Source organism: Nitrobacter winogradskyi Nb-255 (assembly GCF_000012725.1).
Classification (GTDB): domain Bacteria; phylum Pseudomonadota; class Alphaproteobacteria; order Rhizobiales; family Xanthobacteraceae; genus Nitrobacter; species Nitrobacter winogradskyi.
Map to the genome: position 1 here is coordinate 1,670,171 of NC_007406.1, position 12,862 is coordinate 1,683,032.

Annotated in this window: 6 protein-coding genes and 1 tRNA gene; 2 read left to right on the plus strand and 5 right to left on the minus strand. The window is 63.2% G+C overall.

Annotated elements, in window-relative coordinates:
* The first annotated feature begins 223 nt into the window (after positions 1 to 223).
* Complete coding sequence (metC, locus tag NWI_RS07965) at positions 224 to 1,420, plus strand: cystathionine beta-lyase (RefSeq protein ID WP_011314797.1); 1,197 nt, start codon at positions 224 to 226, stop codon at positions 1,418 to 1,420.
* Between the two features lie 84 nt (positions 1,421 to 1,504).
* Here metC and NWI_RS07970 read toward each other — a convergent pair whose 3' ends face one another.
* Genes NWI_RS07970 through NWI_RS07990 form a run of 5 tightly spaced genes read right to left on the minus strand, consistent with a single transcriptional unit; the run spans position 1,505 to position 11,714 of the window.
* On the minus strand, positions 1,505 to 1,828 hold the full coding sequence (locus NWI_RS07970) for a lipid-A-disaccharide synthase N-terminal domain-containing protein (protein ID WP_011314798.1): 324 nt from the start codon (positions 1,826 to 1,828) through the stop codon (positions 1,505 to 1,507).
* Complete coding sequence (locus tag NWI_RS07975) at positions 1,821 to 2,570, minus strand: glycosyltransferase family 2 protein (RefSeq protein WP_011314799.1); 750 nt, start codon at positions 2,568 to 2,570, stop codon at positions 1,821 to 1,823. The genes NWI_RS07970 and NWI_RS07975 overlap by 8 nt, the downstream gene beginning before the upstream one ends.
* A gap of 13 nt (positions 2,571 to 2,583) precedes the next feature.
* Positions 2,584 to 4,326 (minus strand): ArnT family glycosyltransferase, encoded by a 1,743-nt coding sequence (locus NWI_RS07980; RefSeq protein WP_041345524.1) that lies wholly within the window; start codon positions 4,324 to 4,326, stop codon positions 2,584 to 2,586.
* Between the two features lie 51 nt (positions 4,327 to 4,377).
* Positions 4,378 to 6,498, minus strand: a complete 2,121-nt coding sequence (gene pbpC / locus NWI_RS07985; protein WP_011314801.1) for a penicillin-binding protein 1C — start codon at positions 6,496 to 6,498, stop codon at positions 4,378 to 4,380.
* The gene (locus NWI_RS07990; protein ID WP_011314802.1) at positions 6,495 to 11,714 is read right to left on the minus strand and encodes an alpha-2-macroglobulin family protein; all 5,220 of its coding nucleotides are present in this window, start codon (positions 11,712 to 11,714) and stop codon (positions 6,495 to 6,497) included. The genes pbpC and NWI_RS07990 overlap by 4 nt, the downstream gene beginning before the upstream one ends.
* A 497-nt stretch (positions 11,715 to 12,211) precedes the next feature.
* Here NWI_RS07990 and NWI_RS07995 point away from each other — a divergent pair.
* Positions 12,212 to 12,288: transfer RNA gene (locus NWI_RS07995), tRNA-Arg, on the plus strand.
* Positions 12,289 to 12,862: the final 574 nt, after the last annotated feature.

The window sequence follows — 12,862 nt, forward strand, 5'->3', positions numbered from 1 at the left end:
TTTCCAGCGATGCCTTTTCTTGTGAAGGGGGATCAGCGAGCGATATGGGTTGCGGGGCGGTGTTTCAAGCCTGACATTCGGCTCCGCGACACACGGAGGCGATACACGGGGGTTGACGAAGGTCTTTTCTTTCCTGTTACTACCGATCCGCTTTGGAACTGACATCCGTCGAATTTCGGGACAGTGTCAGCGGCAAAATGCCTCGTTTAGCAACGCAGAAGATATGACCTTGTCGAAGAGCGACGGATCGACGGATTCGCTTCGGGCGGAAACCAGACTGGTCGTTTCGGGTCGAGACACCGCGTCCCAGAAAGGGTTCGTCAATCCTCCCATCGTCCGCGGCTCGACGGTGCTCTATCCGACTGCCGGCGACCTTTACGCCCACCGCGGAGAATTCCAGTACGGACGGCACGGCACGCCTTCGACCCGTGCGCTGCAGGATGCGCTGATGGCGTTGGAGGGCCCGCATTGCGCGGGCGTCGGCCTGGTTCCGTCAGGTGTCTCCGCGCTTTCCACGGCGCTGTTGTCAGTGCTGAAGGCCGGCGATCATCTCCTCGTCTGCGATAACGTTTATCGTCCGACGCGACAGTTCTGCGATGGGTTTCTGGCGCGCTACGGAGTTGAAACGACTTACTTCGATCCGTTGATCGGTTCGGGGATCGCCGCGCTGCTCCGTCCGGAAACCCGCGTGGTGATGGTCGAGGCGCCAGGCTCACAGTCCCTGGAGATGCCGGATGTTCCCGCGATCGCGGCCGCCGCTCACGCGCGCGGAGCGATTGTGATCGACGACAATACGTGGGCGACCCCCCTCTTCCGCCGCGCGCTCGAGCAAGGCGTGGACATCAGCATCCAGGCGGCGACCAAGTACATCGGAGGTCATTCCGACGTCATGTTCGGAACCATCGCCGCCAATGCCAGCGCCTGGCCGGCGCTCACTGAGACCATCAGACTACTCGGTCTATGCGTCGGTCCCGACGACGTGTTTCTGACCCTGCGAGGATTACGCACCCTTGCGGTGCGGCTTTATCATCACCAGCAGGCCGCGATGAACATGGCGCAGTGGCTCGCGCGGCGGCCGGAGGTGACCAGAATTCTGTATCCGGCATGGCCGGACGATCCGGGTCATGCGATCTGGAAACGGGACTTCACCGGCGCACCGGGATTGTTTAGCATCGTCCTCAAGCCCGCGCCGCAGCAGGCCGTCAGCGCGCTGCTCGATACGCTGAAGCTGTTCGGCATGGGTTACTCGTGGGGCGGCTTTGAGAGCCTCATCATTCCCTTCGATTGCGCATCGTATCGGACCGCGACAAAGTGGACGCCGGGCGGCCCCACGCTGCGGCTACAGATCGGGCTTGAGAACGTGGACGATCTCAAGGCCGATCTCGAACGGGGTTTTGCGGCCTTCAACGCCCATCAATGAAGGCTCCCGCGATGAAGGCTCCCGCCTCCCGCTTTTGACGGGTTGCTTCAGCCCAACAACCAGCGCCTGACTCGCGTCGGTCTCTCACGTCGATGATTGGCGTCCGTTGAGAATGATGAAATACAGGTTGCGAAAATAAACGATAAGGCCGAGAGCCTGGCCGGCGATGAACACCGGGTCTCGCCGGTAAAGGGCGTAAACCAGAAGAAGAACTCCGCCTCCGATCGAGAAGAACCAGAACGCCACGGGAATCACGCTCTTTCGCGCACGTTCGGATGCAATCCATTGCACGACGAACCGCATGGTAAAGAAACCCTGCGCAACAAAACCGAGAATCACCCAGCCGTCGAAATTAGCCACGAACACGTCGTAGAAATAGTTCGTCAGCATCCCGACCATGTCAGTCATGACGCAGCACCTCGGTTGCAACTGGCGTCGATTTCTTGCGCCGGATCAGCCACCACACACCGGCAAGATCGATGATTCCGATCCACAGGCGATCGAAGAATCCGTAATTCGACACGCCCGAACGTCGCGGCCGGTCGGTCACGTCGACATAGGCGATGTCATAGCCTTCCCGCCGCACCAGCGCGGGGAGAAACCGGTGCAGGCCGTCGAAATAAGGCAAGGACAGAAACACCTCGCGCCGAAAGGCTTTCAGCCCGCAGCCGGTGTCGCGCGTTCCATCGCTCAGCACCCGGCTTCTCACCTTATTGGCTACTCGCGACTGGAACTTCTTGAACCCGGTATCCTTGCGGCCGACGCGCTGGCCGGCGGCGAGACCAATGCGTCCCTCGCCCTTCTCGATCGCCATGATGAGCTCGGGCAGAAACTCCGGATTGTTCTGGCCGTCGCCATCCAGCGTCGCGACGATCGGACCGCGTGCGGCCCGCACCCCGGTTCGAACCGCCGCCGATTGGCCCGATGACTTTTCGTGACGGATCTGGCGCACGGTCCCGCGCTCGGCCATGATCGCCGTCAACCGCTCAGCGGTCGCGTCAGTGGAGCCGTCGTCGACATAGACGATCTCGTAATCCCATCGGCCGTCGAGCGCCGCCGCGATCTCCTCGATCAGGGGCGCGACATTGTCCGCCTCGTTGCGCACGGGCACGACAATGGAAACTGTGGGCGCGGTCGTTCTGGTGGACATGTCGTCTCTTATCTTAACGCGTTCCTTCGGAGCGGAAGATGGCGATTGAAATCGTCTTCCCCTGCGAGAAGTTAAAACCGTCGATCCGCGTTGCAACGTTGTAACGCAGCCCGATCGTCTCGGCGCGCTGCGCGAAGGCCCGCTCGGAACGGGATTCAACAAGCGCGAACCGGCAACTGCCATGGAGGAGGAAATCGGCGGCTCCGGAGCCGTCGGTCAGCAGCGTCGATGTCCCCGTCATGAAGACCAGGCTTGGCTCATGGTAGCCCGCCGCCGCTGCCTTCGGTCCGACACATTCGACGTTTCGCAGCGCTCGCGCGACTTCGGGGCTCGGAAACAATGGCGTCAGCGCCGCGACGATGATCCCGTAGACGGAAGCGCTCAGGAACAGCGCCGCCAGAACCGCATTCAGCAGCGAGCGTTCCGCGTTGTCGTCATCGTAGAGCCACCAGGCGAACAGCCCGGAGATCAAGGCCACCGCGGCGAACGGCCAGGCTAGGAAAACCGGCTGGCGCGTCAAGGTGATGGTCGCGACGATCGCAAGCACGAGGGTTATCGCGGGAATGGCGAACCACCATGCCGTTCCCTTGGTGAGCCATGATCGCGACAGGACGCGGCGCTCCAGCGCCCAGACCGACAGGATAGCGATCGCGGGATACAGTGGCAGCACATAATGCGGCAGCTTCGTCAACACGAGTTCAAACACGATCCATGACGGAATCAGCCACGCGAGCAGAAACCGCACCTCCGGCTCCCGCCGCGCGCGCCAGACCGCGGGCGCCGCCAGTCCCGCGAGCGCCGCGCCGGGCCAGAACGTAATCCAGAACAGCAGGAAGTAGGTGCCGGGCGGCGCTCCATGCGATTCCTGAGCCGCGAGCTTGCTCAGCATGTCGCCGCCGATCGAGTCCGTGAAAAACGTGTCGCCGGCGCGGAGGAAGATCGCCACGAACCACGGCGTGACGAGGACAAGCACCCACATCAGCCCCCAGACTGACCGCAGCCGCCAGAGCCATGACGCGGAGCGATCGAGAATGGCGACGGCCCCGATCGTCAATCCAACGAACATCAGGATCAACGGGCCTTTCAGCAGGATTCCTCCCGCGAGCGCCGTCCAGAAGATCGCCGGATGCGTCCAGGACGGATGCTCGGGGTTCTCGCCCCGCCGGGACGACAGATAGATTCGCGCAAGCGCGCCCATCGCCGCCACAATGGTCAGCAGCAGCATCGCGTCCGTCTTCGCGAGCCGCGCCTCCACTCCGAGCAGGACCGACCCGCACATGATCAGTCCGGCCAAAATGGCGCCACGCCGTGTTATGAAAGCAAGCGCCGCCCAATAAGTCAGAAGCACCGCGCCAATCGCGCCGATCAGGGAAGGCACGCGATAGAGCCAGATGCGAATCTGCGCGCGCGGCAGGCCGAGAGCTGAAGCCGTCTCGACGGCTGCTGCCTGTAGCCAGTAGATACCGACCGGCTTCTTGTAACGCACCTCGCCCTGAAAGCGGATGTCGACGAAGTCGCCGGTCTCGACCATCTGCTTGGTCGCCTGCGCGAAGCGGGCCTCGTCGCGATCGATTGGCGGGATGTTGAAGAAACCAGGCAGAAAGAACAGAAGACCGAAAACCGTCAGAAACAATGCCGATCTGATATGACTGACGACGACAAAGTCGATCACCATCGCCAGACCCCGTCCCATGGGCAACGGGTTCTTCGGCTCGCGTGGTCGTCCAAATCGGGGACTGGAAAGAGGCTCGGCCATGGGATTGCGCATACGCTGAACCCGAGGCAGGGACAACCGCTGAGCCGGCTGCTATTGAATTCTGACCGTAACTGTGTCCGTGGTGCCAGCCGCGTCCATCACGGTCAGCCGGACGAAGCCCGGCCCGGGCGGGTCGATCATCCGCTGGCGACGGCCGTCGATCGCTCCCACCGCTTTCCCGTTGACCAGCATCGTCATCGGCAGGCTCCCGCCCGCCACTTTCACCGGCAGCGGCGACAGCGTTCCCTGCCCTGCTCCGGCGTCGATCCGCGAGCCGTTCAGCGGAAACTGGATATGGAGCCTGCGCTCACGATTGGCGATCCTGATAAGTTCGCCGGCGGAACGAAACCTCTGCAAGGGAAGCGGAAGTTTTGCATTGGCGGCGATCAGGGTTCCGCGCGGAGCCTTCGGGAGCGGCGCAGGCAGCCGGCCGGTGCGAGCGAAGGCATCGAACAGAATGGGCGCGGCCGCGACGCGTCCGATAAGGCCAGGAACCGGCGCGCCGTCAGGGCGTCCGACCCAGACGCCGATCGTCATGCGGCCGTCGAAGCCCACGGACCACGCATCGCGATAGCCGTAGCTCGTGCCGGTCTTGAACGCGATCCGGTTCCGGACTGCGTTTTCCGGCGGGGGTGTTCCCAGAAGGACATTGCCCACCTGCCAGGCGGCAACGGCATCCAGCAGCCGCAAAGGCGAGCGGACGCTGGAGTCGTCGTGCTCGATCTCGCGTAGGGGCATCACGATGCCCAGTCGGGGAATGCCGGAATAGGCCTGCACCAGGTCATGGAGCGTCACGCCGACGCCGCCCAATCCCATCGCCAGGCCCGGAGCTTCGTCCTTGGGAAGCACCAGACTCGCGCCCGCCTGTTTCAGCCGCGACGACAGGCGGCTCGCCCCGATGCGATCCAGCAGTTCGATCGCTGGAACGTTGAGCGATAATTGCAGGGCCCGCCGCACCGGGACGGTGCCCTGAAACGTCATATCGAAGTTTTCCGGCGCGTAGCTACCGAACCGCACCGGGCGATCGTCGATCAGGCTATCCGGGTGAACAAGGCCGTCTTCGAAGGCCAGTCCGTAGATGAACGGCTTCAGGGTCGATCCCGGCGAGCGCACCGCCCGCGTCATGTCCACCTGCCCGGCCAGCCTTTCGTTGAAATAATCGGCGGAGCCGACATGAGCGACCACATCGCCGGTAGCGTTGTCCACCGCGATGATGCCGACCGAAATGTCCGGTCCGAGCGCCGCCGCGCGGTCGCGCGCCAGAGTTTCGAGCTGGCGCTGTAATCCGGATTCCAGCGTCAGCCGGATCAGGTTTGAATCCTTGTTGGTAGCCAGAGCCTGATCCGCCGAATGCGGCGCCAGCATTGGAAACGGTCGTCGCGTCCGCAGGACCGGCACCGCCATGGCCCGCCTGGCGTCTTCCGCGCCGATGCGCGAATCCTCGACCATGCGCATGAGCACGCGGTCGCGGGCGGCGCGCGCCGCCGCGGGGTGTCTGTCGAGTCGTCGACGTTCCGGCGATTGCGGCAAGGCCACCAGCAGGGCCGACTGCGCCAGCGACAGCCGTTTCGGCTCCTTGCCGAAATAGGCAAGGGACGCCGCGCGAATACCTTCGAGATTGCCGCCGAACGGCGCGAGCGTCAGATAAAGGTTGAGGATCTCGCCCTTTGTAAGCTCACGTTCGAGTTGGAGCGCGCGAACCATCTGACGCAATTTGGCGTAGATCGATCGCCGCTGGCGCGGTTCGATCAGCCTGGCGAGCTGCATGGTGATGGTCGAGCCGCCGGAGACGATGTGACCGCGGGTCAGGAGTTGCCGCGCCGCGCGGCCGAGCGCGAGCGGGTCGATGCCCGCGTGCGAATAGAACCGCTGGTCTTCATAACCCAGCAGCAGATTGAGATATCCGGGATCGACATCGGTTGTGGCATCGACCGGCAATCGCCATCGGCCGTCCGCCATGGCGAATGCGCGCAGCAGTTTGCCGTTGCGGTCGAGCACGGTGGTCGAAACCTCGTGCGCCTTCGCCAGCGGCAGCGGTCCCAGCGAGACGATCCAGCCCGTGACCGCGCCGGAGGCGACAAGCGCGACAACCGCCATCATCGCCGCGGCCAGCTTCACCCGCCGCCAGCGACGCGGCTGCACGATCGTTGCGGGGGTGTCCGGGGTGGTCATTTTGTTGAACGCACCTCGACGCGGCCGGTGCTGGTGCGGCCGTAGCGCGAGGGATTGTACATGTCTTCCACGTATGCCTGCGGCAGCACGTATTTTCCGGGCGACACCGCGCGCACGACATAGGCCACGGTGAATACCGCCTTGTCGCTCGCAGTGCGATCGATGGCGGCGGTGAAGCGGTCGTCACGGAATTCAGTGCTGACCGGCTCCTTGCCGTCCTCGATCCAGTCGAGCGTCCCGGTGTCCCCGGAGGATACCAGATTAGGATTGTCGATCTCGAATCCTGCCGGAAGATAGTCCGCCACCAGGATATGACCGTATTCAGGCTTCGTTTCAGTGATCCTGAGAACGACCGCCAAGCGGTCGTTCTGCGTGGCCTGGGTCGGATCCGCGGGCGTTCCGTCGAGGTTGAAATAGTTGCGCTCGATTACGAAGCCGTTCGAGGTCGCCGGTTCGGGAGTAACCGGCGCGCCGGCCACGGAGATCACCGCCTGCACCGGCGCTTCGCCTGTGTTGGTGATCTTGATCGGCTTGTCGGCCAGCTCGGCCGCCTTGTGGCTGCGATAAAGCGCGGCTTTAACGGGCGCGCCGTTGACATCGAGCGACATTGATTCTTTCGCAAGCGCCCTCGCCGCCAGGACCAGCCACGCGTTCTCCTGCGTCGAGGTTGAGGACGTCAGCCCCCGCGCCGCTTCCACCCGCTGCACCGCTTGGGTGACCGTGGCTCGCGGCGCGTTGCCCTCGCTCGCCAGCGATACCAGCGCTGCCGCATCGCGGAGCGCCGAGCCGTAGTCCGCCCGGCCGAATTCGAGTGCCGGTTTCGGCGCAAGGCTTTCAGCCGCAGCAATATAAACACGTTCAGCGCGCGCCCGGTCGCCGACCAGCGCGAGCGCCGCGGCAAGTTGCGCCTTGGCGATCGGCGTCGCCAGATTGTTCAACTTGGTATCGGCCAGATAACGCAAATCGCCGATCGGGGCGGCGCCGTTCCTGGCGAGAACGTAAAGCCCGTAAGCCAGGTCGCGACCGCCGTCCTTTTCCGGCTCGGCTGCGTTCACCACCGAGTTGCGGATGCGGTCGAGCGCGCTCGTGAACTGAATGTCGGGGACGGAGAAGCCCTTCTCGCGAGCGCGCGTCAGGAAGTCCGTGACGTAGGCGTCGAGCCAGGAATCCTCGCCGCCGGACGACCACAGGCCGAAGGAACCATTCGAGCCCTGCCTTGCCAGCAGCCGCTCGATCGAGCTTTTGATGCGATCGTCGATACTGGTATCCATCGCGAGGTGGGCTTCCGCTGCGAGATCATTGACGTAGAGCAGCGGCATCGCCCGGCTTGCGATCTGCTCCGAGCAGCCGAACGGATAACGGTCGAGCGCCTTAAGGACGCTCGCCGCGTCCAGCGCCGAGGACAGGCCGACCGACATCGACACCCCTCCCGTGCCCGCCACGAGGTCCGAGAACATATCCGAGGTCAGCGTCAGGCTCTCGCCCTTCGCCAGCGTTCGCACAGAGCGACGCGCCAGGATCTGTGTCGCGGGCTTAACCTCGAGGTCGTAATGCCGCGCCAGCCTCAGGCCGTTCGGTCCCTTGATATCGATGTCGAACCGGGCAGCGCCGGCGGAGCCCGCGGTATCGAGCGTCAGCGCCATCGAACTGCGCTGCCCGGCCGCGAGCTTGATCGCGGTCGTGGCATTGCCCGCTACCTTCACCGGCCCGGACGTTCTGACGTTGACGGTATAATCTCCTGGCGGACCTTCGACATTGTCGAGATCGAAGCTCATCGTGCCCCGATCGCCGGTCAACAGAAAGCGCGGCAGGGTCGCCGTCAGCACCACCGGATCACGCACCGTGACATCGACCGTCGCACGCCCGAGCTTGGTCGCGGTCCAGGCGACCGCCATCACGCGCGCCGTGCCCGCGAACTCCGGAATGTCGAAGCTGATTTCGGCCGTGCCGTCCGCGGCGACCGTGACGATGCCCGAATAGAGCGCGAGCGGCTTCTGCGTCGGCGGGCTGCCCTGCAACTCCGCTCCCGCGAAATCGCCGCCGGTCCTGAGCTGGCCGCGCGTCCCTTGCATCCCGTCGATCAGTTGTCCGTAGAGATCACGGATTTCAGACGTCAAGCGACGCTGGCCCAGATAGTAGTCGTCGGGCGCTGGCGGTTTGTAGTTGGTGAGATTGAGGATGCCGACGTCAACGGCGGCGACGACGATCTTGGCGTCTTCGCCGGGGCTTAGACCGCCGACCTTCACAGGCAGCTTAAGCGGTGCGGATGGTCGCGCCAGTTCCGGCGGCGAGAGGTTGACCGAAAGGGTGCGCGCGCTCCTGTCGATGCCGAACCATTTGATGCCGATCGCGCGGCCGGGCATCCGCTGCGCGGCAACGTCGAGCGGCCGCCGCAGCGTCGCGACCACATAGGCCCCGGTGCCCCAGTCCTTGCCGACCGGGATCTTGACCTGCGACGTGCCTTCCTTGACCTCGGTGGTTTGGGTGGTCAGCAGCCGGTCACCTAGAACGTTGATCGTGAGCTTGCCCGCGGTCCGGGCGTTAACCGAAACGACCATGGTGTCGCCGGACTGGTAATCCGGCTTGTCGATCGAGGTTTCCAGCAGGTCAGGCGTGTCGGCGCTGCCGTCGGAATACCAGCCGACGTCGAACTGAACAGATGTCAGCGGGCCGTCTGAATCGGAGGATTTGACGTCGAGCCGGTAACGCCCCGGCTGCGGGGAGAGTTCGATCCGCGCGGGACTGTCGGCGGCGATCGAGAGGTCGCCATCGGCCACCCGTCTGGTCGATTTCACCGGCTCGTATTCCCAGTACGAGTTCTGCCGATACCACTGATAGCGGCTCTCCAGCTTGAGCAGTTCGTAGCGCAGACCCTTGCGGGCAAGCGACGTTCCGTCCGGCGCCACAAAGACGACGTCGAATCTGGCCCTGTCCCCCTCCGCGACACTCTTGTCGGCGAACAACGGTTTGACGCCGATCATGGCGGCGGACGGTTTCACCGGAAGCACGATCTTCCGTTCGACCGCGCGGCCGCCCGCCTCCGCCATGCGAATGAAAATCTGCGCTTCGTGCTGCCGGTCCGATGACGGGGCCGTCGCGAGGCTGACGGGAAACGTGGCGACGCCGTTCGCATCGGCTTCGGGCAGGTTTTCGATCGGTGTGCGCTCGTTACTGGCGGCCTCGTCATCGGGCACGCCGAACCGATACCCCGCATAGCCTGGACGGCTCTCGGCAGGCGCAACCAGTAACTCGCCTTCGAGCTGCAGGCCGGACGCGGGAGCGCCGTAGAGGAAACGGCCGTCGACCTTGAGTTCTACCGGATTATCAGCGGCAATCTGTTTCGCCTTGGTAGTCAGATCGAATTCGATCCGGTCCGGGACATAGTCCTCGACCATGAAGGTGGTTTCGCCGACGGATGGTCCTTTGGGGTCCGTAAACGCGCGAACCCGCCATGTTCCGGTCGGGACCGCTGAATTGAGCGGCAGGTCCAGGCTTCGTCCGCCCGAGCCATGATCCGACAGGACTGCGCGGCGGTACTCGACGCCATCAGGCCGTTCGACCACCAGCGTCAGGGGGCCGCCGGTCACGGCGACGCCCTGCCCGTCCCGCAGCAACGCCGTGAGATACACGGTCTCCCCCGAGCGATAGACGCCGCGCTCCGCATAAACGAAGGCATCGGCTCCCGATGGCACGGCGCGGCCCGAGACGCCGCGATCGGTCAGATCGAATGCATTCGACTTCAGGCTGAGGAACGCATAATCGGCTTTGTCGGTGCTGACTGTCAGCAACGCGGGCGACTGCCCTCCTTCGCCTCGCGCCAGCCCCGGCTCGAATAGCGCGTGCCCGGATGCATCCGTCTTCCGGGTTGCCAGGATTTCATTGTTGCGGGCGACCAGGCGGACTTCCGCCTTGTCCACGGCATCGGTTGTCGCCAGCGAATTGACGAAGACGTGGATGCCGTCATTGCCTGAATAGGCGCTCAGGCCGAGGTCCGAGACGATGAACCACTGGGTCGCCAGCGAGCCGGACTCGTCGTCATCCGTCGAACCCGGACCCTTGGGCGCGGCCGTCATCACGTAAACGCCGGGCTGGAGGTTTCCGAGCGCCTCATCGACCGGAAACGCCGTCGTCACATCGGCATTCAGGGTGGAGGCCGTCGTCACCTCGCCCGACCAGACCTTGATCCCGCGTTCGTGGCCAAGCTCATATAACTGATGGCTGCCGAGCGCCTTCTGAAAGTCGCTCTCGACAACGGTGTTGATGAGGTTGCGGTCGCCGATCCGGAACACCTTGACGGTCACGTTCTGGGTGTTGACGCTGACAAGCGGGATGCCGCGCTGGCCGGTGCGCGGCAGCACGTAGGCTCGTCCGGTGAAGCGGACGAACGGCTTGCGGTCGCGCACATAGACGTTGAATTCAGCGGATTTCGGCAGACTTTCCTTCACGGCCGACGGCAGGCCGGCGCGCAGGTTGATATTGTAGCGCTCACCGTGCTTGAGACCCTCGACACAAAGTTGCCTGTCCTCCGAGGACAGCGCCGGCCGGTCGTCTCCCGCGAGCGCGACGAAGGGCGAGAAGTCCACCCTCTTGGCAAGATCCTCGGAGAACTGAAAACAGACCCGAGGCGTCGCCGAATCCGAATCTACCGTGTAATCGAGCAGCCGGAAGCCGTGGTCGTCCCGCATTTTTTCGTATTGCTCGCGAACGCTGGCCACTTCGCGCAGATCGAGAGAGAGCCGCAACGCGTCGAGGGCCGGCCGCCACAGCTTTCGATCCGAAAAGGCGCGACCGAGAACCGCCAATGCATCAGCCTCGGTCCCCGGATCGGTCGCCCGCTGGTAGGCGAGATAGGCAGCGGTGGACGCGCGCTCCAGCAGGAAGGTCTGTTCCTGACTTGTGGCGGGTTTGATCTGGAAGATGGTCCGCGCCAGGCGTAGCCAGTTGCCGCTATCGTTCGGTGCAACGGTTGCGATCTGGCCGAGTATTTGAAGGCCACTGCGAAAATCGGCTCGTTTGAAGGCCGTGTCGGCGTCGGTACGCAGCATGGAGCCTGATTTGGCGACCGCGCCGGCTTCACTTTTGATCCGGGCTTCGAGCTTGATCGCCGCATCGGCCAGATCGTCGCGCTTGAAAGCTTTATCCGCCGCATGGGCGACCGATCCCAGCCCGATGAGCAAGGTCGCGCAAAAGGCTACGGCACGAACCAGCCTGGTCATGAAAGCTCTCTCCCCGCGCGGCACGCGCGCAAATGTCGCTTGGGCGTTCTCGGAGGATTCGACTTCCGCGTTGTGCCGGATCGAATTGACACTAGCATCCCCGCCCGCGCGTCCAAGGCTGCGGTTACAGCTAAAAGGCTACGGTTAAAGCTGAAACTCCACTAACAAATCTATACTTACCGGCGGATATTTGTCATTTAAGTGCAGAGTACCGGCCTGAACGCAAAGCGTGGCTTCCAACAAACCGCTTGTGTCCAGAACGCACGAAAAGCTGGATCGATTCATGGTCTTACCTGGTGTTGTTACGATATAGGACCATCTCGCCGTCGATCACCATCTTCGCACAGCGGACATCCCACCGGTGACAAGGTTTCCGATGACGGATCATTCGAGACAAGCGGATCGCGCATATTCGTCGTCCGCCCGGTCGAAATGGTTCGGATCCGGGCTTGGCGCGAAGGCAGTTTTTTCATATTGCGGTGGGATGAAGTCTTAGCGGTCCCGTAGCTCAACTGGATAGAGTAGCGGATTTCTACTCCGCGGGTTGCAGGTTCGAATCCTGCCGGGATCGCCAAAATATACAAATAAAATCAACGGTCTAAAACGCTCACCCCGACCGGATTATGAGAACAGATCGGGACAAAAGCAGACCTTCGGGGACGTTTCGGGACAAAAAGTCCCGAGGAAAATCCCGAGGTTTCGGGACCGAATCGCTAGCGCCGCCCGGCACCGTGCGTTTTCGATCTAGGCCAATTTCTGAGTGCGTAGTTGGGTTAATCTCCATCAATCCGCGCTCCGCAGCCGCTTCATCGCGAACTTATTACGCCGCCTCTCAACATCACAGCGGGCCTTTTGCACAATTTGGTCATCTCCGTAAGAATTAATCGGTTCCGGACGGGTGAGCAGCCTGTCTGTAGAACTGGAGGATGTTTCAATGCGTAGACTCATTCTTGCGGCCGTGGCGGTCGGCGCCATTATGGCTGCCTCAATCGCACCTACCGAGGCCCACTGGCGTGGTCATAGAGGGTGGGGCGGTCCAGGCATCGGCTTAGGTTTGGCTGCCGGTGCTTTAGCGTTTGCAGCGGCCGCGGGGTCGCCCTACTACGGTCCCGGTTATTATGGCGGGCCTTATGGGTATTATGGCCCGC